General features: G+C 70.2%; 17 protein-coding genes. 4 read left to right on the top strand and 13 right to left on the bottom strand.

Going from position 1 to position 21,839, the window contains the following annotated elements; all coding sequences use genetic code 11:
- Positions 1-285: 285 nt before the first annotated feature.
- A complete protein-coding gene (locus ACLKM7_RS18845) occupies positions 286-1,332 on the top strand; it encodes an ATP-dependent DNA ligase (RefSeq protein ID WP_436448834.1) in 1,047 nt (348 codons plus the stop codon).
- A 37-nt stretch (positions 1,333-1,369) separates the two neighbouring features.
- On the opposite strand, the gene ACLKM7_RS18840 is transcribed toward ACLKM7_RS18845, so the two are convergent.
- The 7 genes from ACLKM7_RS18840 to ACLKM7_RS18810 all read right to left on the bottom strand — a co-directional run bounded on the left by ACLKM7_RS18840 (position 1,370) and on the right by ACLKM7_RS18810 (position 6,460).
- The gene (locus ACLKM7_RS18840; protein WP_436448833.1) at positions 1,370-1,867 is read right to left on the bottom strand and encodes a nitroreductase family deazaflavin-dependent oxidoreductase; all 498 of its coding nucleotides are present in this window, start codon (positions 1,865-1,867) and stop codon (positions 1,370-1,372) included.
- Entirely contained in the window at positions 1,864-2,907 is a 1,044-nt protein-coding gene (ligD, locus tag ACLKM7_RS18835; RefSeq protein ID WP_436448832.1) for a non-homologous end-joining DNA ligase, read from the bottom strand. Before ligD ends, ACLKM7_RS18840 begins: the two co-directional genes overlap by 4 nt.
- A 210-nt stretch (positions 2,908-3,117) precedes the next feature.
- Positions 3,118-3,714 carry a dihydrofolate reductase family protein gene (locus ACLKM7_RS18830; RefSeq protein WP_436448831.1) on the bottom strand — a complete coding sequence of 199 codons (597 nt, stop codon included), beginning with the start codon at positions 3,712-3,714 and terminating at the stop codon, positions 3,118-3,120.
- Between the two features lie 3 nt (positions 3,715-3,717).
- Complete coding sequence (locus tag ACLKM7_RS18825) at positions 3,718-4,197, bottom strand: SRPBCC family protein (RefSeq protein ID WP_436448830.1); 480 nt, start codon at positions 4,195-4,197, stop codon at positions 3,718-3,720.
- Positions 4,194-4,556 (bottom strand): ArsR/SmtB family transcription factor, encoded by a 363-nt coding sequence (locus ACLKM7_RS18820; RefSeq protein ID WP_436448829.1) that lies wholly within the window; start codon positions 4,554-4,556, stop codon positions 4,194-4,196. Before ACLKM7_RS18820 ends, ACLKM7_RS18825 begins: the two co-directional genes overlap by 4 nt.
- 93 nt (positions 4,557-4,649) lie before the next feature.
- Complete coding sequence (locus tag ACLKM7_RS18815; protein ID WP_436448828.1) at positions 4,650-5,855, bottom strand: SseB family protein; 1,206 nt, start codon at positions 5,853-5,855, stop codon at positions 4,650-4,652.
- Between the two features lie 188 nt (positions 5,856-6,043).
- On the bottom strand, positions 6,044-6,460 hold the full coding sequence (locus ACLKM7_RS18810; protein WP_436448827.1) for a hypothetical protein: 417 nt from the start codon (positions 6,458-6,460) through the stop codon (positions 6,044-6,046).
- A 75-nt stretch (positions 6,461-6,535) separates the two neighbouring features.
- Here ACLKM7_RS18810 and ACLKM7_RS18805 point away from each other — a divergent pair, with 75 nt between their 5' ends.
- Entirely contained in the window at positions 6,536-7,162 is a 627-nt protein-coding gene (locus tag ACLKM7_RS18805; RefSeq protein ID WP_436448826.1) for a MerR family transcriptional regulator, read from the top strand.
- Positions 7,163-7,711: 549 nt separating this feature from the next.
- Here the strand turns inward: ACLKM7_RS18805 and ACLKM7_RS18800 are convergent.
- The 3 genes from ACLKM7_RS18800 to ACLKM7_RS18790 are packed head-to-tail and all read right to left on the bottom strand — an operon-like array spanning position 7,712 to position 12,499.
- Complete coding sequence (locus ACLKM7_RS18800) at positions 7,712-10,210, bottom strand: ATP-dependent helicase (protein WP_436448825.1); 2,499 nt, start codon at positions 10,208-10,210, stop codon at positions 7,712-7,714.
- A 44-nt stretch (positions 10,211-10,254) separates the two neighbouring features.
- Positions 10,255-11,001 carry a LuxR C-terminal-related transcriptional regulator gene (locus ACLKM7_RS18795; protein ID WP_436448824.1) on the bottom strand — a complete coding sequence of 249 codons (747 nt, stop codon included), beginning with the start codon at positions 10,999-11,001 and terminating at the stop codon, positions 10,255-10,257.
- Positions 10,994-12,499: an ATP-binding protein gene (locus ACLKM7_RS18790; protein WP_436448823.1), complete on the bottom strand. Its 1,506-nt coding sequence runs from the start codon at positions 12,497-12,499 to the stop codon at positions 10,994-10,996. Before ACLKM7_RS18790 ends, ACLKM7_RS18795 begins: the two co-directional genes overlap by 8 nt.
- 114 nt (positions 12,500-12,613) lie before the next feature.
- Between ACLKM7_RS18790 and ACLKM7_RS18785 the strand changes: the two genes are divergently transcribed.
- Together ACLKM7_RS18785 and ACLKM7_RS18780 are read left to right on the top strand one after the other, a co-directional pair.
- On the top strand, positions 12,614-14,221 hold the full coding sequence (locus tag ACLKM7_RS18785) for a PspC domain-containing protein (RefSeq protein ID WP_436448822.1): 1,608 nt from the start codon (positions 12,614-12,616) through the stop codon (positions 14,219-14,221).
- Positions 14,218-14,580 (top strand): hypothetical protein, encoded by a 363-nt coding sequence (locus ACLKM7_RS18780; RefSeq protein WP_436448821.1) that lies wholly within the window; start codon positions 14,218-14,220, stop codon positions 14,578-14,580. The genes ACLKM7_RS18785 and ACLKM7_RS18780 overlap by 4 nt, the downstream gene beginning before the upstream one ends.
- A 335-nt stretch (positions 14,581-14,915) precedes the next feature.
- On the opposite strand, the gene ACLKM7_RS18775 is transcribed toward ACLKM7_RS18780, so the two are convergent.
- From ACLKM7_RS18775 to ACLKM7_RS18765, 3 genes are all read right to left on the bottom strand, one after another.
- Positions 14,916-17,942 carry a hypothetical protein gene (locus ACLKM7_RS18775; RefSeq protein ID WP_436448820.1) on the bottom strand — a complete coding sequence of 1,009 codons (3,027 nt, stop codon included), beginning with the start codon at positions 17,940-17,942 and terminating at the stop codon, positions 14,916-14,918.
- Positions 17,943-18,150: 208 nt separating this feature from the next.
- The gene (locus ACLKM7_RS18770) at positions 18,151-19,569 is read right to left on the bottom strand and encodes a mechanosensitive ion channel domain-containing protein (protein ID WP_436448819.1); all 1,419 of its coding nucleotides are present in this window, start codon (positions 19,567-19,569) and stop codon (positions 18,151-18,153) included.
- 2 nt (positions 19,570-19,571) lie between these two features.
- Positions 19,572-21,758 carry an adenylate/guanylate cyclase domain-containing protein gene (locus ACLKM7_RS18765; RefSeq protein ID WP_436448818.1) on the bottom strand — a complete coding sequence of 729 codons (2,187 nt, stop codon included), beginning with the start codon at positions 21,756-21,758 and terminating at the stop codon, positions 19,572-19,574.
- Positions 21,759-21,839: the final 81 nt, after the last annotated feature.

The raw sequence follows: 21,839 nt of genomic DNA, 5'->3' as shown, positions 1-21,839 counted from the left end.
AACGCTTTTGAGCTCAGGCCCACATGCCCCTGCGCCTCCCGGCATCCGACCGTCCGTGGTTCGAGTGTCACAACACGCGGCATCCCCGACCCCGAAGCCGCGTGCTGTGCCACCCGAACACGCGCTCCGCGATCCACCGGTCGTTCAGGTGGCACGACACGCCGCAACCCCGCGAGAGTTCCCGCGTGTTGTGCCACCCGAACGGGGCCCAGCACAGCATCCGCCGAATCTCGCAGGCGTGAGCGAGGCCTCGCGGGTGTCGGGGCGCCACGGCAGGATGGACCCATGCCGTACGAGATCCCCGCGCCGATGCTCGCGAAGTCCGTGCCCGACGTGCCCGACCCGGCGAAGGTGACCGGAGGCCTCAGCTACGAGCCGAAGTGGGACGGGTTCCGCGCCCTGATCTCGTGGGACGGCGAGAACGTCGAGATCGGCTCGCGCGGCGCGAAGCCGCTCACCCGCTACTTCCCCGAGCTCGTCGAGGCGTTCGCGCGGCTTCTGCCCGAGCCGTGCCTCCTCGACGGCGAGATCGTCGTGCCGATCCAGCGCGACGGGCGACGCCGGCTGGACTGGGAGTCGCTCTCGCAGCGCATCCACCCCGCAGCATCCCGCGTCAACATGCTCGCCGAGCAGACGCCGGCGATGTTCATCGCGTTCGACCTGCTGGCCGTCGGCGACCGCGACCTGCAGTCCGAGCCCTTCGCCACCCGGCGGGCCGCGCTCGTCGACCTGTTGCGCGGTGTGCCGGATCCCATCCACGTCACCCGCACCACCGACGACGCCGATCTCGCGCGGCGCTGGCTCGCCGAGTTCGAGGGTGCCGGTCTCGACGGCGTCGTGGCGAAGCCGCTCGAGCAGCCGTACGCACCCGGCAAGCGCACGATGTTCAAGATCAAGCACGCGCGGACGGCGGATGTCGTGGCGCTGGGCTATCGCATCCACAAGTCGGGTGAGGGCGTCGGGTCGCTGCTGGTCGGGCTGTACGGCGAAGACGGCACGCTCTATCCGGTCGGCGGCGTCGCCGCATGGAGCAACGCCCGCAGGCTGGAGCTGATCGACGAGCTCGCGCCGCTCGTCGAGCGCGACGCCGAGGGCGAGGCCGTCCGCGGTGAGGGCGAGAAGTCCCGGTTCCAGGCCGGCCGCGCCGACTCGTCGTTCGTGCGGCTGCGCCCCGAGCGGGTGCTCGAGGTGCGCTACGACCAGCTCGAGGGGTGGCGCTTCCGCCACACCGTGCAGTTCGAGCGGTGGCGCCCCGACCGCGACCCGCGCTCGTGCACCTACGAGCAGCTCGAGGTGGTCACCGCGTACGACCTCGCCGAAGTGCTCGTCTGAGGCTGACGGATGCCGCGGCCCACGGCATCCGGTCTCTTCAGTCTTTCGGCGGCGTGAACTCGACGACCGGAATGTGCGCGTCACCGTCGGCGGCGATCTCCATCGCGCTGCTCAGGTGATGCCACGCCTCCGGGTGCGCCACCGCATAGCGGCGCAGCACCGCCGCGGACTCCTCCCGGCCGAGCAGCCGCACCGCGGCGCGCACGCGCCGGGCCCCGCCGGTGCTGAGGTATGCGACACCGTTCGCACGCAGGTTGCGGTACCACTGCGCCTTCTCGCCGAATCCGGATGCCACGCGCACGACGTTGCGCTCTCGCTCCACCACCTCGACCACCACGAAACGCCGCTCGTGCGAGACGCGCCCGAAGTGCTCGATCATGACGAGGCGCGGTCCGAGCATCCAGCCGAGCCCGGCACGGTACAGCGGGATCGGCGTCCGCATGAGCCGCCGCACCTTGAGCGCGCGGGCCGCGAGCCGGTCGAGGAAGCCGGGGCCGCGCGTGGCCTGCGTCGGATCCGTGAGCGCCTCGGTCATTGCTCTTCTTTGGGCCAGTTCTCGGGGTTGATGCGGCTGGGCTGCACGCGCGGCGGCTCGCCGGGCATCTTGGGGAAGTCGGGCGGGAACGGCAGCTCGCCGAGCCCCTGATCCAGGTCGCGCTGCCACCATTCGAGGAGCGTGTCGATGCGCCCCGGCTTCGCCAGCAGATCGGCCCACGGATCACCGACCTCGGCAAGACGCTGCGGCACCGAACGCACGGTGAACGAGGCCGGGTCGACCCCGGCCGCGAGCTCGTCCCAGGTGAGCGGCGTCGAGACCGTCGCGCGGGGCAGCGCGCGCGGGCTGTACGCGCCTGCCATCGTGCGGTCGCGGTTGGCCTGGTTGAAGTCGATGAAGATGCGCTCACCGCGCTCCTCTTTCCACCAGTTCATCGTGACCTTGTCGGGCAGTCGCCGCTCCAGTTCGCGGCCCGCGGCGATCACCGCATGCCGCACGTCGAGGAACTCGTGCGTGGGCTCGATCGGGCAGAAGACATGGATGCCGCGGTTGCCGCTGGTCTTGAGGAACGCCGTCAGCCCCGCCTCGGCGAGCACCTCGCGCAGCGCAGGGGCGACGGCTGCGGCATCCGCGAAATCCGTTCCCGGCTGCGGGTCGAGGTCGATGCGCAGTTCGACGGGGTTGTCGGTGTCGGCCGTGAGCGACGCCCACGGGTGGAAGACGATCGTGTTCATCTGCACCGCCCACACCGCGGTCGCGATCTCGGTGAGGATGATCTGCGGATGCCGTCGCCCGCTGTTGTACGTGACGGTCTGCGCCTCGACGAACGAAGGGGCGCCCTTGGGCGGATTCTTGGAGTAGAACTTCTCGCCCTCGACGCCGTCGGGGAACCGCTCGAGCGACACCGGCCGATCGCCGTTCGCGGCCAGGAACGGCTCACGCACGGCGATCATGTACTCGGCGAGTTCCCGCTTGGTGATCCCGACCTCAGGCCAGATCGCGCGGTCGGGATTCGATATCCCGACCTCGCGATCTCCGTCGGGGCCTGGGACGGTGAGAGTGATGCGCGGCGACGCCATGCTTCGACGGTAGCGGGATGCCGCGACCGGGGCCACACGACCGGAGACTCCGCTCGACGCGCCAGCGGCGAGTGAAGGGGGCGTGGGCGGCATCCCCCCGGTCCTATGTGGGTATGCCCGACCGCCGGGTGGGTGGCTGCGGCTTCCTGCTGAGGCGCATCCGATCCGGTGCGCCTCGGCAGGAAGCAGGCGCCGCCACGGCCGGAGGCGTCACCGCTGAACGGGAAACACCATGTGCGTGACGCGCGTGCTGGGGATCACGACCGTCGGATCGCCGAGTCTCACGAGCGCGGGATCGACGTCGGCGAAGTAGGGGTGTCCCTCTCCGAGCACGACCGGCACGAGGTCGATGGCGACCTCGTCGACGAGGCCCGCGGCCAGCGCCTGGCCGGCGATGGTTCCGGCTGCGAGGGCGACGGTGCGGTCGCCGGCGATCTGCTGCGCCTGCGCGACCGCGGCCTCGATGCCGTCGGTGACGAAGTGGGCGTTGCCGGTGTGTGCGTGGGTCCAGTCGTGGGGAGGCTCGTGCGTCAGCACGACGAAGGGCACTCCGAGCGGATGCTGACCCTTCCAGCCGTCGGTGATGTCGAAGAGCAGCCGGCCGACGACGAGGCATCCGATCTGTCCCACCCAGTCCCGCCAGTACTCCGCGCTGGTCGGCGTGAGATGGAACGTCGCCGGCTCGCTTGCAGTGTGGACCTCGACCTCGCCGGCCTCGTACCAGTCGAAGAGGCGTCCGGGGTTGTTGTCGGGGTGGGCGACGAAACCGTCGAGCGACACCGACGCGTTGCAGATGACCTTGCCCATGGCTCAGCCCTGCCCCGCGAGGAGGGAGTCCAGTTTCTCGTAGCCCTCGCGCATTCCGCGCTCCATGCCCTCGGCCACCATGTTCTCGAGCACCTCGACGCTCGGGAACACGCTATGATCGACGAGTCGCGAGCGACCGCCGTCGAGCGACTCGAAGCGGATGCAGTCCATGCTGACCTCATCGGGCCAGCCCTCGAACTCGAACGTCTGGATGATGAGCTCGTTCTCGCGGACGGTGTGGAACGTGCCGCGGAACCCGTACACGTTGCCATCCGGATCAGTCTGCTCGAAGCGGTAGCCTCCGCCGCTGCGGAAGTCCCAGTGGGTGATCGTGGTCCGCTCGTCGCCGGGGCCGATCCACTGCGCGAACAGCTCCGGGTCGGCGTGGGCGCCGAACACCGCCTCGACGGGCGCCTCGAACTCGCGCGTGATGTCGGCGTACGAGGTGCCGGGGACGGCGTCGATGACGACGGGGTTGCTCATGATTCCTTCTCCTTCTTGTCGGGGTTCTCGGTGGGTGTTGACAAGGTCTTCGCGAGCACGGCATCCAACCGCCGGTACGCGCGCTCGGCATCCAGTCGGTAGCGGTCGATCCACGCCGTGAGCTGCTCGAGCGCGGCGGCCTCGAGGTGGACCGGACGCCGCTGCGCGTCACGCGATCGCGTGACGAGCCCGGCGTCTTCGAGCACCCGGATGTGCCGCGACACGGCCTGCATCGTGATGGGGAACGGCTCGGCCAGCTCGCCCACCGTCGCCGGGCCGCGGCTCAGCCGCGCGATGATCCCGCGGCGCACCGGGTCGCCCAGCGCGACGAACGCGCGATCGAGCAGGTCCTCATTCATGTTCAACTGATTCCTTTATCAACGTACATGTTGAATAGAATACCGACCGGATGACGCGAGTCAACCCCTTCGGGTCGAAGAAGCGGGATCGGGTCAGTCGGCGAGCGCGAGCACGGGCGCGAGCTCGTCGCGCGTCAGCCGGATCCACGGACCGGCCGGGTCCACGACGACACCGGTCAAGCCGGTATCCGCGGCCAGCGCCTTGGCGAGCTGCGCCGCCGTGATCGGTGCGGCGTTGTCGCCTCGCCCGACGACCGCGACTTCGAGCGGGTGCGAGTACAGCTCGAGATACCGGCTGCCGTCGTTCTGCCGCCCCTCGGCGAGGCCTGGCTTGCCCCCTGCCGCCGTGCCGACGGCAACCCACAGCGGCACACGGGTGAGAGCCTGGGCGATCTCGGCCGACGTCGCAGGCGTGCGGTCGCCGGCGAGCAGCGTCTTGACCGTCAGCTGCGGGTCCGCCTGCTCGACGATCTTCTGGAGCAATTCCCTGGGCAGCACGGCCCGAGCCGGAGCCGACGCGTGATCGAGGATGAGGCCGTCGTACGATCCGTTGAGCACGTGCCGCAGCACCGAGAGCACCGGCTGCCCCATCGCCGAGGTGTCGGCGTCGCCGTCGGCGCGCAGACTGGCCTGCAACGCGGTGCCGCTCGAGTATCCGAGGGCGAAAGTGCGCTCCCCCGCGTTGACGACGGCGAGCGGCAGATTCTTCCCCTCGGCCAGCAAGGCACGCGCGTCGCCCTTCACCCGCAGGAACACGTGCCCCTGCAGCAGTTGCCGGGCGACATCCAGCACCGTCTGCGCCGGAGCGCCATCCGGCACGCGAGCGAGGGCATCGCGCAACAGCACGTTGTCGCGCAGGCCGGGGATGGTCTGGCTCGACGGCGGCGCGACGCGGGTCTCGGCACGGGCGTTGCCACGCGCCCGCGGTGCCTCCTTCGGCGTGACCGGCGTCGTCGGCGTTGCCGCGCCGAGCCCACCGAACGCCGAGAGGGAGATGGAAACGGAGGCAGCAGCATCCGTCGCCTCGTCGCCCGACGTGGTTCGCGCCGCGACATCCGTCGCCTCGGCATCCGCGGTCGTCCGGCCTGCGGCATCCGTCGCCTCGGTGCCGGAGGTCGCTGCAGTCTGGGCCTCGGTGTCGGTCAGATCGCTCGCGTCGCGCGACTCCTGCGGACCCGACGCGGCCGCCTCACCGGCGAGCGCCGGGTCCTGCTCGCTCGACGGCGTCACCGGTGCGGCCGCGTCCTCGCTGGAACGGGACTCGACGGGCTTCTTCGGGCGGCGCGAGAACAAGGCCATTGTGCGAGCCTAACCCGCGCTTCCCTGCACTCACGATGCTCGCGGCTCAGGCTCGGAGCCGGCCCCTTCCCGCCGCCCCCTGTACCGTTCTCCGGATCACCGCGCCGCCTGTGCGCCCCGACCCGCGGAATCCCGCGACCGACCACACCGACGACCCGCATCCGTCCGGAGTTCGGCACGCCCGCCTGTCACGCCAGCGCCGAGACCCCGGCCGCGATCACGCCGATGCCGACGGAGAGAAGGGATGCCGCGAGCACCACGACCCCGGCCCAGAGCAGGGCGATCGCCCGGCCCGGCCGCTCAGGATCGCGACCGAGCACCGACAGGAAGAAGCCTGCCGGGATCAGGATCGCGCTCGCGAGCACGCCGACGGCGGTCCACTGCCACGCGGGCGAAGCGCCGGCAGCAGCGAGGAGCAGCAGGCTGACGAGCCCCAGGATCACGAGGACGCCGGCGTGGGCATGGCCCGCGCGGAAGAACGTCTTCTGCAGCCCGTTGAACGGCAGCCCGCCCGTCGCGATGCGCAGCAGGAAAGTTCCGCCCGACATGATGCCGATGACGGTGAGGATCGTCGCACCCGCGACGATCGTGGGGATCGGGTCCATCGTGACCTCCATTGGATAGTGTCACTCTCCAGTATTGGATAGTTATAGTATCTAATGCAAGCCCGAGGAGGGTCCATGAAGATCTCGCAGCTCGCCGAGCGCAGCGGAGTCCCCGTCGCTACCGTGAAGTTCTACATCCGCGAGGGCATGCTCCCCCGCGGCGAAGCGGTGTCGGCGACGAGCTCTGAGTACGGCGACGAGCACCTCGCGCGATTGCGCCTCATCGCCGCCCTGGCGGATGTGCGCGGGCTGCCGCTATCGCGGGTGCGCGACATCCTCGCCCTCATCGACGCCCCCACCGGCGACCCGATCGACATCCTGGGTCGCGCCGTGGGCGCGCTGCCGCCATATGTCGACGGCGATCGCGACGACTATCCGCGCGCCCGCGCCGCCATCGCCGCGCTGGGACTGACCTACGATCCCGGCTTCACCGCCGTCCCGCAGCTCGACGAGGCGCTGCGGGCACTGGATGGAGCGGGACTGGATGCCTCACCGGCGGTCCTCCGGCGCTACGGCGACGCGATGCGCAGGGTCGCTGCGGAAGAGATCGCACCCGTCGCGCGCATGGACCTCGAGGACGCCGTGCCGTACGCCGTGCTCGGCACGGCACTCTACGAGCCGGTCATGCTCGCGCTCCGCCGCCTGGCCCACCACCATCTGCTGGTCGAGCGCGCCGGTGATCTCTCCCATCCACCTGCCTGAGAGCCCGGCTCCGACCCCCGTCCCTGACGGGTCCAGTCCGAGTTTCGCAGGTTCCTGACGCCGCGATCCTGCTGAACCTGGACCGCATCCGGCAGCTGCCGAGGACCACCACCGGCCGGTCGAGCGCACCGGCGACCTCTCCCATCCACCTGCCTGAGAGCCCGGCTCCGACCCGGGTCCGGTCCGGGTTTCGCAGGTTTCCGACGCCGCGATCCTGCTGAACCTGGACCGCATCCGGCAGCTGCCGAGGACCACCACCAGCCGGTCGAGCACACCGGTGACCTCTCCCATCCACCTGCCTGAGAGCCCGGCTCCGACCCGCGTCCCGGCCGGGTCCCGTCCGAGTTCGCAGGTTTCCGAAGCAGCGATCCTGCTGAACCTGGACCGCATCCGGCAGCTGCCGAGGGACCAGCCGGTCGAGCGACAACCCGTGACCCGGAGTCGCGTCAGACCGGAAGCCGCGTCAGAGTCGAACTCTCCTCAGAGTCGAACTCACCTCGGAGTCGAATCCGCGTCGGATCGGATGCCGCGCAAGGCCCGGAGTCGAGGTCAGAGCTTCTCGATCGGGGCGATCTTGATCAGCAGCTTCTTCGGGCCGGCGGTGTCGAAGCGGACGTGCGCGACACGCTTCGCGCCCTCGCCGGTGACGGCATCCACCTTTCCCTCACCGAAATCGTCGTGACGGATGCGGTCGCCCGGCGCCAGTTCGAGGTCGCCGTTGTCGCGGACCTTCGCCGGGATCTTGTTCGCGAACCGGTCGATCGACCCGCCCGCCGTGCGGCGAGGCAGCGGCACGAGGTCGTCCCCGTACCGCGAGCCCGACCCGGACCCGCCGAAGCCCGACCCGGGCTGCCGCCGCGCGTTGAGCGCGCGCGACTGGGTGCCGCCGCGCGAGTTGACGTCTCCGGGCGATTGGCGCCAGTGCAGCAGCTCGTTGGGGATCTCTTGCAGGAACCGGCTCGGCATCGCCACGGTGACCTCGCCGAACTGCGCGCGCGTCATGGCGAGCGACAGATAGAGGCGCTTGCGTGCGCGAGTGATGCCGACGTAGAAGAGTCGTCGCTCCTCCTGCGGTCCACCCGGCTCGTTGGCCGAGATGCGGTGCGGGATCAGGTCTTCCTCGACGCCGGTGACGAACACGGCGTCGTACTCGAGACCCTTCGCGGTGTGCATGGTCATGAGCGACACCGAGCCCGACGCGTCCTCGAGGTCGTCGGCATCCGACACCAGCGCGACCTCGGTCAGGAAGTCCAGGATCGTGCCCTCGGGGTTGTTGCGCGCGAACTCCCGCGCGACCGCGACGAGCTCGTCGAGGTTCTCGATGCGCGCCTCGTCCTGCGCGTCCTTGCTCGCCCGCAGCGCGTCGTAGTACCCGCTCTTGCTCAGCAGCAGCTGCAGTCCGTCGGCCACCGCGGTGGGCGGCGCGAGCTCACCCGACGGCGGCAGCATGAGAGCGGATGCTTCGGCCAGTACTGCGTCCAGATGCGCGATCGCCGCCTGGATCTTGGGGCCGACGCTCAACGCCGACGAGTTCGCGAGGGCGTCGCGGAACGTGATCTGCTGGTCGACCGCGTATCGGGCGATCGTCTCGATCGTTACGTCACCGATGCCCCGCCGGGGCCGGTTGATGATCCGGCGCATCGCCATCTCGTCGGCCGGGTTGGCGACCGCGACGAGGTAGGCCAGGGCGTCCCTGATCTCGGCACGCTCGTAGAACTTGGTGCCGCCCATGATCTTGTAGGGCAGCGCCGAGCGGATGAAGATCTCTTCCAGCGCACGCGATTGCGAGTTCGTGCGGTAGAACACGGCCATCTGCGAGTAGTCGACGCCCGCCTTGCGCAGCACCTCGATCTCGTCGGCGACGAACTGCGCCTCGTCGTGCTGCGAGTAGCCGGTGAAGCCGATGATCTTCTCGCCCTCGCCGACGTCGGTCCACAGGCGCTTGTCTTTGCGGTCGAAGTTGTGGCTGATGACCGCGTTCGCGGCCGAGAGGATGTTCTGCGTCGAACGGTAGTTCTGTTCGAGCAGCACGACCTTGGCACCCGGGAAGTCGCGCTCGAACTCGCTGATGTTGCGGATGTCGGCGCCGCGGAACGCGTAGATCGACTGGTCCGAGTCACCCACGACCGTGAGCGACGCGCCGGCCTTGTCGGGGTCGTCGGCCGGATCGGGCTCGAAGATCATCATGCCGCCGGCGCCCGCCAGGGGCGCGGCATCCGACCCGATTGGCCTGGTGAGCTCGTGGATCAGCGAGTACTGCGCGTGGTTGGTGTCCTGATACTCGTCCACGAGCACGTGGCGGAACCGGCGGCGGTACACGTCGGCCACGTGCGGGAACGCGCGGAACAGGAAGACCGTCTGGGCGATGAGGTCGTCGAAGTCGAAGGCGTTGGCCCGCTGCAGCTCGCGCTGGTACGCGGCGAACAACTCGACGAAGACGCGTTCGGCGGGATCGCTCATGTTCGCCGAGCGGGCGTAGGACTCGGCATCCGCCAGCTCGTTCTTGAGCTTGGAGATCTTGCCCTGCGTGGCCGCCGGCGTGAGCCCGTAAGCGTCGGCCTCGTGCTCTTTGACGAGGCGTTTGATGAGCGCGCGGGAGTCGCCGGAGTCGTAGATCGTGAAGGCCTTCGTGAAGCCGAACTGCTCGGCCTCGCGCCGCAGGATGCGCACGCACGCCGAGTGGAACGTCGAGATCCACATGCCACGAGCGGTGTCGCCCACGAGCTGCTCGACGCGCTCGCGCATCTCGCCCGCCGCCTTGTTGGTGAACGTGATCGCGAGAATCTGGCTCGGCCACGCCTCGCGGTTGCGCAGCAACGACGCGATGCGCCGCGTGAGCACGCTCGTCTTGCCCGATCCGGCGCCGGCCACGATGAGAAGCGCCTGTCCGCGGTAGGTCACAGCCTCGCGCTGCTGCGGGTTGAGTCCCGCGAGCAGGTCCTCGTCGGCGCGCGCGTCAGGGGACTCGTGAGCGCGCGGGCCGGCGCTGCCGTCCAGAACGATGGGACGGGATGCCGCGCCCGGCGCGGTCGGAGTGGCGTCGGTCATGTCCCACCAAGTCTAGGTCGCGCGACCGACACCCGAACGGGGCGTCAGAGCAGGCGCCGGGCCGACGCCCACGCGGTCAGCTCGTAGCGGGACGACAGCTGCAGCTTGCGCAGCACGGCCGACACGTGCGATTCCACGGTCTTCATCGAGATGAACAGCTCGGCGGCGACCTCTTTGTAGGCGTAGCCGCGGGCGATCAGCCGCATGACCTCCTGCTCGCGGGCCGACAGCCGGTCGAGCTCGTCGTGGGTCGTCGCGGTCTCGCCCACCGCAGCGCCGAAGGCGTCGAGCACGAATCCGGCGAGCCTGGGCGAGAACACTGCGTCGCCACCCGCGACGGCGTGGACGGCACGGCTGACCTCGGCGCCCGACGAGCCCTTCGTGATGTACCCCCGCGCACCGGCCCGGATCACGCGCACGACGTCTTCCGCGGCATCCGACACGCTCAGCGCGAGGAAGCGCGTCGACGGCGCCGAGGGTCCCGCGCGCAGGATCACTGCTTCGCCGCCCGCGGCGTCGGCTCCGGTCCCCACGGCCCCTCCACGCGCCGCTGGCGCGTCGCGCGGAGCCTCCGGCCGCGTGGGCCCAGCTGCCGCTCCGGCCTCGCCCGACGGCAGGTGCACGTCCAGCAGCACGACGTCGGGCTGCGTCCGTGCGATCGCTTCGACCGCGGCGGCGACGTCGGCCGCTTCGCCGGCCACCTCGATCGAGGGGTCGAGGTCGGCCCGCAGACCGGACCGGAAGATCGAGTGGTCGTCGACGATCAGCACCCGCACCGCTGAGTCAGCCACGACGCACCTCCTCCGACGGCATCGGATCCTTGGCGGCGGAGGTGTCGTTCACGAAGTGGAGATGCACCTCGGTGCCTCCGCCGGAGCCACGCCGGATGGTCGCGGAGCCTTCGGCTCGCCGCATCCGTCCGATGATCGACTCGCGGATGCCGAGCCGGTCGGCCGGCACCGACTCGAGGTCGAATCCCGGCCCTCGATCGCGCACGAACACGTCGACCGCGTGGGAATTGCCCTCGATATACACCGAGACGTCACCGCCCGCGTGCCGTGCCGCGTTGAGCATCGCCTCGCGGGAGGCGGCGGCGACTTCGCCGCTGGCGCGCTCGGCGGGAAGCCCGGCCGAGACGACGTCGATCCGCACCGGATAGTCCAGTTCGAGCGCCGCACCGTAGTCCCGCAGGTCGGTGGGCAGGTCGCTGTCGGCCGGCGCGTCGCCGTCGTACAGCCACGCGCGCAGTTCGCGCTCCTGCGCTCGGGCCAGTCTCGCCACGTCGCTCGACGCCTCGGAGCGGTTCTGGATGAGCGCCAGCGTCTGCAGCACCGAGTCGTGCAGGTGCGCCGCCATCTCGGCGCGCTGCTCCTCGCGGATGCGGCGCACGCGCTCGCCCGACAGTTCTCGCCACTTGCCGATCAGCACGGACGAATACACGAGCGCGATGCCGATCAGCGGCACCAGGGCGATCACGAAGCCGGCGATGCCGGCCCCTGCCAGCGTCGTGAGCTGGGCGAAGAGGACCAACGCCAGCACGACCGTCACAGTGATGCGGACGATCGTCTCGTGCCGAGGCCCGCGGGCGGGGTCACGCCGGTCGACCAGGGTCGTCCACACCCCCGCGGCGGCGGCGAGCGCAGTCGTGCTGATCACCGCGGCGACCCACGAGGGAACCGTGCCGAAGGCAACGTCGCCGGCTCGCCATGTGCCGAGCGCGACGAGGGTGGCCAGGACGCCCGCGATCGACAGGGCCGTGAGAATCCACGCGACCGGCACGCGCCTGGTGGGCATGTCGTCGTCGCGTTGGGCCAGCGCCCACGGCACGAACACCCAGAGCCACGCGTACAGCAGCGCTCCCATGCCCCACGTGAGGGACAGCAGGACGAATGCCGCGCGCACGACCCACAGCGGCCAGCCGAGATGGTGCGCGAGGCCGGCCGAGACTCCCGAGACCGCGCACGCGCGCGGACGCTCCAGTGTGGGACGCAGCCCCGCTGGCTGACCACGGACAGCGCGGTCGTGCGCCGGGCGCTTCGCCGCCGCCCGGCCCCGGCGACCGGTCGCCTCCACCGGCGCAAGCCCGCCCGAGGAGACCTCGGCGGGCCTTCCCGCCGCGGGCACGCTGGCGGCGGCTTCGACAGGCGCCACCCCGCGGGGGCCCACGCGACCGAAAGCTCCGCCTGGCTCGCGCGCCACTCCGCCAGTGCCCACGCGACCAGAGGCTCCGCCCGCCGCGTCGGCGGCGGGTGGAGGGGTCGTGGGGACCGTCGTCCTCTTCGCAGCCATGCGCTCATCCAATCACCCGCCGGCTCCCCGAGCGCATCGAGGGCGCGAGGATCAGGGTCGGGTCAGGGGATCACCCCATGGCGGGCGCGGCGGGCGCACCGCCAGGCTGGACTCATGACCGACACGACGTCCGCTCCGGCGGGTCCCCCCGCCGATCCCGGCCCGCCCCCGCCCGCTCCCCCCGGCCTTCCGACCGGATCGGACCGCTTCTTCGCCTGGGTCCGCGGCTTCGGCATCGTCCGCGCCGACGGGTGGCTCGGCGGCGTGTGCGGCGGGCTCGCAGCTCGGCTGCGCATCGATCCGATCATCGTGCGCGGCATCTTCGTGGTCGTCGCGCTGACAGGGTTCCCGGCGCTTCTCATCTATGCGATCGCCTGGGCGCTGCTGCCCGACGCGAACGGCCGGATCCACCTGCGCGAGCTGTTCCAGGCCCGGTTCGACCCCGCCATGATCGGCATCCTGATCCTGCTGCTCGTGAGCTTCGTGCCGGTCATGCCGTGGCTGTGGAATGCCGCGTTCTGGCCGCTGTGGGGCGGCTTCGGCGGCTATCCCCTCCCGATCTGGGATCTCTCCTCCCCGTTCGGCGGGTTCGGTGTGATCCTCACGCTGGCGCTCATCGGTGGCGCCACGTTCCTCATCGTCCGGTCGGCGCGTGCCGACCGGCGCGCCTCGGCGGAGACTTCGCGAACGGCTTCCGCGGAGTCCGACCCGACGCCGGCGCCCGCATCGTCTTCGGGTGACGACGCGAGCGCCGCTCCCCTCGCGGGGCACGGGGACTCGGCCGGTCGGGCGCCGGCCGAGTCCTCGTCGGGGGCGCCGCTGGCTCCCCCGCCGCCCGGCCCGCTCGCGGATGACGCCGAGGTCGCGCAGTGGCGTACCACGCACGAGGCCTGGCGCGCGCAGAACGACGCATGGCGTCGCAGCGAGCAGGACGCCGAGCGCGCGGCGCGCGAGCAGGCACGCCGCGAGCGCGAGGCCGCGGGCGCGGCGTTCGCCGCCGAGGCCGAAGAGCGTCGCCGCATCCGCCGCGCCACACGCCCCCGGACGAGCTTCGTGTACGTGCTGACGGCACTGGGCGCGGCGATCGTGACCGGTGCGATCTGCGTGCTGGCGGCGATGACGGATGCCGCGACCACGCCGTTCGCAGCGGCCATCGGTCTGCTCGCGGCAGCCCTCGTGTCCGCTCTGGCGATGGTGGCGGCGGGCGCATTCCGGCGGCGCAGCGGGTTTCTCGCGGCCGTGACGATCGCGCTGCTGGTCGCGGGATCGGCGACGGCCGTGGCATCCGGCCCCCGCAGCTTCGTGCTGGGCAACGTCTCACTGGGTACGAGCACCGAGCCGGTGTCGATCACCCAGACGTTCGGGAACACCGACATCGCGACCCTGCCGCTCTCGGACGAGGAGGACGTCGAGGCGGGGCTGATCACGGTGCGCAAGGCGAGCGGCGACACGTACATCTCCGTGCACCCGGGCACCGTGCTCGACCTGAAGGCGACCCTCGACCGCGGCGGGGTGAATTTCAGCCGCATCGATGCCGAGACGGGACGGTCCGAGGAGGGCGTCGTATCTCCGCATGACGGCCCCGACGGACGCGCCGAGTGGACGTGGTTCGTGCGCAACGCCGGCCCGCCGTCCGAACCCGAGACGCGCCAGCGCATCGAGCTCGACCAGGCCGCCGGATCCGTTTTCGTCACCATCCACGAGCCGGAGGAGAACCGATGAGCGACACCCCGACCCCCGCATCGACCGCGATCTTTCCGCCGGCATACGAGGCGCCCGTGCTCCCCGACGCCGCAGCTCCGGCCGGCACGACCGAAGCCCCGCGCACCCGCTGGGCGGCCATCATCTGGGGCCTCGTGTTCGCCGCGACCGCCGCCCTCGCGCTGTGGGTCACGACCAGCCCCGACCGCCGCGCGGCGGTGGCCGACTGGACCGTGAGCCTCTCTCCGACGACCGCGGTCGCATACCTCGTGCTGGTCATCGGCGCGGTCGCGCTGGTGGCGGGTGTGGTGGGCGTCGCGCGCCGCGCGCAGCGCGCTCTGGCCCGCCGCCGGTCCGGGTCGGTCGACGCGGAGGCCTGACCCGGGCCCAGCCGAGGCCTGTACGAAGGGGGACGGATGCCGCGGCATCCGTCCCCCGCTCGTCGGTGTGCGCCCGCCACGAGATCAGGTGATTTCACCGAGGTAGGCCGAAAACCCGCGAGAACTCCTACCCTCGCCACATCACCTGATCCCTCAACCAACGAGCAGGGCGGTTCAGGATGCCGCCACCCCGCGCCGCCGCCACAGCACCATCCCGCGCCACTCACACCCGGCCCACCACCAGATCAGGTGATTTCACCGAGGTAGGCCGAAAACCCGCGAGAACTCCTACCCTCGCCACATCACCTGATCCCTCAACCAACGAGCAGGGCGGCTCAGGATGCCGCAGCCCCGCGCCGCTGCCACGGCAGCGCGAGCAGCACGCCGAGCACGAGCAGCACCGCCCCGGCGCCGGCAGCCACCCACGGCGTCGAGGCCGGGATCTCGAGGTACGTCGTGATGCCCAGGATGCGGGCGAGGCCCCACGGCAGCAGGCCCATCTCATCGTTCCAGAGGGTGAGGGCGGTCTCGAGGCCGATCACCCCGACGACGGCCGCCGGCACGGCGAATCCGGCGCCGACGCCTGCGAGCACGTACCCGGTTGCGCGGCGCGCGCCGACCTGGGCCGACAGCGCCCAGCCGGCGGCGACGAAGACCCACACGAACAGCGCGAACGCGAGGGTGATGTAAGCGGTGCGCAGCACCGGGTCGGTCCAGAAGCCGAACCAGTATCCGCCGGGCCCGGTGAAGGCGACGGCGAAGAGCGTGAGAAGGCACCGCAGCACCACGACCCCGCCGACCGCGGCGAGCACGGGCCACGGCGAGCGCCGGCCCACGCACGCCCGCACCACGAGCGCGAACATCGCCCAGGCGCCGAACACGACGGCCAGGTGCGTCCACGACAGGAACGACGTCTGCACGGCGCGCGTGGCGACGAGCAGCGCCGCGGGCACGGCGAGGAGCAGCCAGCGGTCGAGTTCGAGCATGCCGAGCGTGGACTCGCGGGCGCGCCAGGGCCGGGTCGAGGCGATCCACGACGCGCGAGCCGCCGCTGCGCCGGGGCGGCGCACCAGCCGCGTGCGTGCCGCGATCATGCCGATCAGCAGCCACGCGCCGGCGAACACGAGCAGCACGCGCGCCAGCCATGCCATCGTGAGGTCGCGCTCGGCCCGCTCGACTCCCAGCTGCGCGGCGGCGAGGTTGAACGCCGGGTGGTCGATGTCGCCCTCGTACCGGTCGAGGTGCTCCGCGGCGAGCGCCTCGAACTCGGCGCGGTCGGCGTCCCACGCGGCGTGCGCCTCGGGCGCGAGGGTGTCGTGCCACTCCCCCTGGTGCAGGATCATCGCGCGGTACGCGGCGAGCAGCCGCAGCGTGTCGAGCTCGTAGTCCAGGGTCGAGACGAACGCCTCGCGCATTTCGGCGGAGCGCCAGGCCGAGGCATCCGGAGCCGTCACCAGTTCGCGCATGCGCTCGACTGCCTCGACGGCCTCGGCACCGCCCGAGATCGCGGCTTCGACGCCGCCGTCCGCATCGCGGGCGATCGCGTACATCACGTCGAGCACGGCCGAGTCGCCGGTGAGGATGTCCCACTCGAAGATCCACATCATGGGCGGCGGCTCGAGGCCGATCGCGAACACCCGCTGCTCGGCGAACGGCTCGATGTACATGCCCTGCGCGATCGCGTCGCGTGACGCACCCATGGCCGCCACGATGGCCTCGACGGTCGCCGGGTCGTCCGAGAACCACTCCCGCGCCCAGTCGGCCGTCACCTGAGCGACATCGACCGAAGGATCACGGGCGAGGGATGCCGCCACCTGCGTGTTCAGTTCGTACAGCTGCCAGAACCCGGCCTTGAGGTACAGGGACATCGGTCCGGCGCGCCAGGGCCCGCCGTCCTGCGTCCACACCCACACGCCCTCGAGGCGGTCGTTCGCGGCGAGCAGCTGCTGCAGCGCCCACTGGTACTCGGGTCCGAGGTCGTTCGGGAAGGCGCCGTAGTTCTCGAACTCACGCCGGCTCTGCAGCTCGACGATGCGCCGCTGCTCGCCCTGCTCGAGCGTGTCGTTCAGCGGCAGCCACGTGTAGAAGTCGCCGAGCGTGTACTTGGTCGACACGATGAGCGCCGGCGAGTCGATGCCGCCCAGCACCGCCTCGTACGACTCGGCGTTGGTGTGCATGTCGCCCACGGCGCCGACGCCGACCGACCACGTGCGGAAGATGACTTCGCGATCGGATGCCTCAGCCTGCCCCGTGAAAGCCTCGAGCATCGCGCGCACGGCGTCGACGGTGGTCACCTCGAGCGCGGAGTAGGAGTCCCAGCCGCCCACGTCGTAGACGGGACCTGCTTCACCGATGCGGATGAGGACGCCGTCGAGCGCCGGCACCGCGTCGTAGAGCTCCTTGAGGCCGGCGGTGTAGGCGTCCCAGAACTCGGGGTTCTCGGTGTCGAGCGAACCGAAGCGGTCGGTGAGGTACTGCTCGAGCGGCCCCGTGAGCGCGAGCATGTCGGTGCGCAGGAACACCTTCATGCCGAGCTCGTCGGCGCGCTCCCAGAACGGCGCGAACGCCTCGCGCAGCGCGAGCGCCTTGTCTCGGTGGTCGTCGCCGTCGGCGTAGACGGGTCCGCCGGGCGCATCGTCGAAGGTGACGAACTCGACGAACCCCGGGAAGGCGACGGCGTTGAACCCGTTCGCGAGTGAGTGGCGGAGGAATCCGTCGAAGTCCTCGTACGCCTCCGCGAGCGCAGCGTCGTCGATGTAGGGAGCCTCGGGCCGGAGCACGTCGGCGAACGCCTTCGACGCGTGCGAGTAGTCGTCGCCCGACTCCCACTCGGCCGGGTCCGGGGTCACGCCGACCGCGCCGAGATCGGTCATCCGCAGCGGCAGACGCGAGGGCTCGTGCTCACCGAGCAGGTCCGGCAGCGGCCGCGCCGCCCGCACGTGCGCGGCGAGGTCGTAGATCGCGCGGACGGTCGCGGTCTCGGAGCCGGCGACGATCCGAAGCGCCGAACCATCCCCCTCGAGCGTGTACCCGTCGGCGGCGGGGTCGTCCTCGCCGGAAGCCTGGACGACGTTGACGGATGCCTCGCCCACACGCTCCGGCGCATCGGCGACGGCGTCGAGCAGCTCGTCGACGGCCACTCCGACACGCTCCGTCGTCGGAACGTCTAAGGATGAGATCGACGGCGGGGCCGCGGCATCCGCTACCTCCGCAACCGCCGGTGCAGCGGGCTGCATCTGCGCGGCGGGCTCGGTGCGGATGCCGAGCGCATCGCCCACGACGACCGCAGCCCCGAGGCCGAGGGCGAGCAAGACGATACCGGTGACGACGGCGAGGATGGCCCGCCGTGTCGCCTGTGTCATTCTCTGATCCTAGGACCGCGCGCAAAGCCGCCTTTACCGTACGCCGCAGCCGTTGCAGACCTGTTGCCGGGGGCGCGGAACGCGCGTGCTCACACGCCTCGTTCGTTGAGCGCGCGAGGAACGGGCGACCCATGCCGTCCCAGGACGCTTCGTCCCGGTCGCCGGCCCTCCCTCGCTCAACGACCGGGGAAACCTCGGCCGGGAGATCTCACAGGCTGTCGAGCGTCCCGCGAACGATGCCGTCTTCGGCGAGCGCTTCCGAGGCCATCTTCCGCTTGAGCTCGATGGAGGCACCGATCTCGGCGGCGAGCCGGGGACGCTTGCGTACGAGCTCATCGACCGTCGCCAACGGAACGACGAGCAGCGTCAGAACGTCGGCGGCCACAGCGGTCGCCAGCGTCTTCTCCCGCGTGAGCGCCGTCTGTCCGATGTAGTCCCCGGGCTCGACGGTCGCGAACTCGATGCGTCCGCCCGCGGCTTCGGCTGCCAGCCGCGCGACGCCGTGAACCACGAAACGGATCTCGTCGGGGACGACGCCTGCGGGAATCACGATCTCGCCGGTCCCGTACCGTTCGAGGTGGGCGGTCGAGAGCACGAGCTCACGCTCGGCTTCGCCGAGGTGAAGGGTCGATCCGACCACCTCGAGCGCCCGCTCGAGCTGATCCGGCTCGGCGATCGGATCGGTCGAGTCTCCGTCGAGCGCGAGCCCGCGGCGGCGGGACGCGTACCAGAGCCACGCCAAGTAGAGGCTCAGCGCCTGCTGCTCGAGCGCCGGGCTCGCGATCGGCAGCGTCACGCTGTACGAGGCCGATCCGGCGTAGTCGACGGTCGCGCGCTCTTCCGGCACGCGCATCGGCAGAGAGTCGGCCACCTCGATCAGCAGCGCGATCACCTCGTGCGGCGGATCGTCGGTGGTGAACTTCACGTCGGTCGTGACGTGCTTAGGACCCGCGGGCTGGCTGAGGTTGGTGAACGAGGCACCGGACAACGACGAGTTGGGGATGATCTGGATGCCGGCGCCGGTGTCGATGTGCACCGCGCGCCAGTTCACCTCGATGACCCGCCCGCGCACGTTCCCCACCTCGAGCCAGTCGCCGATCTTGAACGGCTGTTCGAACAGCAGGAGCAAGCCTGAGATGACACCGCCGACCGCGTTCTGCAGCGCGAGGCCGATCACGATCGATGTGACTCCGAGCGTGGCGATCAGGCCTCCGACATCCGCACCCCACACCCACTGAAACAGGAAGGCAAGGCCCACGACCACCAGGAGCAGGCGCACGATCTCGACGAAGATCGTCGGGATCCGTTCCCGCCACGACCCGCTCTGAGCATTCGCGAAGAGCGCGACGTTGAACGCCGAGAGGACGAGCAGGATCAACAGGAACCCGAAGATCGTCGCCACCACGCGAGGCCACGGGTTGTCGATGTCGGTCTGGAAGGCGAAGATCAGCAGCGCCAGGAGGGCGCCGACCGGAACGATCCAGTTGCGCAGCAGCCGGAGCGGCCCCGCGGCGGGGTTTCCCTTGCGGCTCAGGCTGTTGACCAGCTCGGTCAGCACGACGAGCAGGAGCGGCACACCGACGGCGATGCCGACCGCCCACCAGACCCAGTTGTCGAGCGCGAGCACGGCTACTCCACCCGCCACACCGGCTGCGAGCGGCCTTGAAGCTCGACCGTGCCAGCCTGCGAGAACGTCACCGAGTCCTGCAGCCGGTCCCGCACACCCTGGCTCACGAAGATGCCCGGCTCTCCGGTGACGCTGCGAACGCGGTACGCCAGGCTCACGGCATCGCCCCACAGGTCGTACGCGAGGCTGGTGCGGGCCACGAGTCCGCTGGTGACCGTTCCGGTGTCGACCCCGGCGCGCACGTCGATGTTCGTGCCGTTCTGCGAGTTGAACCGCTGGACGACGGCGCGCATCTCGCGGGCGAAGTCCACGGCCCGTCGCACGTTGTCGACGCGGGGGACGATGAGACCCGACGACGCGAGGTATCCGCCACGCAGGGTTCGCACCTTCTCGACACCGGCCTTCTGTGCCGCCTCGTCGAACCCGCGCATCAGAGCGTTGAGCTGCGCGATCTCGTCGCCGCTCGAGAGCGCCTCGGCATGCTCGTCGAACCCGACGAGTTCGGCGAAGACGACCGAGACGTTGTCGTGCTCTTCGGCGATGGACTCTTCGCCCTTCTTGTACCGCTCCGCGACGGTCTCGGGCATGAGGGTCAGCAGCAGCCGCTGATTCTCTTCGCGCTGCGCGTCGATGAGGTCCTGCTTGATGCGCAGGCTCGACGCCATGTCGTTGAACGCATTCCCCAGATCGCCGAACTCATCGCGCGACCCCTCGGGCACCTGCACGGCGAGATCTCCACCTGCAACGCGCCTCACGGCATCGACCAGGCGCTTGATGGGCCTGGTGAAGACTTGTGCGAGCAGAAGCGACGCGACGCTCACAGCGAGGAGAATCGCCAAGGTGGACAGCACGAGGTCCCGGGTGAACGCCGTCACAGGTGCGAATGCCTCGCCGGAATCGATGCGCGCGACCGCCACCCAGTCGAGCCCTTCGATGTCGACGGGCGTGTAGGCGGTGATGCTCTCACCGCCGATGTAGTCGTTCGTGATGGCCGTTCCGGTACGGCCCTGCTGCGCTTCGTTCACTGAGAACGTGTCGACAGGCTGCAGCTGGATGGTGCCCTTGACGTCGACGATCCGCTCGGCCACATCGGGCGGGGTACCGTTGCGGATGACGTCTTCGGCGTAGGTCTCGGGCGATTCGACCAATTCGCGCGAGACGCTGCGCATGAAGTCGTCCCGCCCCGCGAGGTACACCTCGCCCGTCTGCCCCAGCCCCTGCTGCTCCCACGCATAGTCGCCGGTCATCGCCTCGTTGATCGTTTCGATGGGGATTTGCGCGGCCAGCGCCCCGGTCACCCGGGTCGAGTTGCCGATCGGCGAGACGACCCACAGCGTGGGAACGTCGAGCGACGGAATGTAGCGCTCGAAATCCGTCGTCGCGACCGTGCTGACCGAGTTGGTGGCCATCGTCTCGTGATAGGCCTCGGCGAGCACGGTGTCGCGGTAGGGGCCCGTGCTGAGGTTGGTGCCGAGGTCCACACCCTTGTACGCGGTGTAGACGACGTCGCCCTCCGTGTTCAGAACCAGCAGGTCTTCGTAGCCGATGGTGTCGATCAGGCGCTGGAAGTAGTCGTGGTACTGCTCGTGTGCTGCAGAGTACGCGCTGCCGTCGCCCGCATCCGAGATCGTGAGGGCCTGGTCGAAGCCTTCGTCGTCGAACGTGGTGTTGCCGCGCGAGTACCAGTACTGCACGTATCTGCCCGCACTGGATTCGGGTATGAACGCGGTGTCTCCGTACTCCTTGCCGGACCGATCTTCGAGAGCGGGAATGAAGCTCTCGGCGTAGAACGCCTCGAGTTCCGCGTCCTGCTCGGGGGTGAGCGGAGTGGTCTCGAGCTTCGCAAACGCATCGTTGAGCGCGAGCGAGGCGTTCTGGGCGCTCAGGTTCCTCGAGTCCAGCGTCACGCCACGCTGTACGTTCTCCATGACGTGTTCGACCTCATGCGCCCGCAGCTCGCGGATCGTCGTGAGCTGGTCGACCGCGGCTGTCCGAAGCGACTCGCGCCCACTGATGAAGCCGATGATCCCGACGATGACCGATGAGACGAGGCTCACGGCGAGCAGCATGATGAGCAGCTTGGACTGAATGCTGAGGCCGCCGCCGCGACGACGCCTGTCCTTAGGTGGAGCGGCGTCCGCGTCTCGCTTGAGCAACTCGTGTGCGCGCAGGCGCTCCGATTCGGTCACAGGACCGTTCGTTTCCGTGACAGTCACGCGAAACCCCCCGACAGGCTCGCTGGTCACTCTAGTCACACGCGTCACAGTGGA

The organism is Microbacterium sp. I2, assembly GCF_051364985.1.
Classification (GTDB): Bacteria; Actinomycetota; Actinomycetes; order Actinomycetales; family Microbacteriaceae; genus Microbacterium.
The sequence above is the reverse complement of the archived record's forward strand: the minus strand, read 5'-3'. Positions and strand labels throughout refer to the sequence as shown.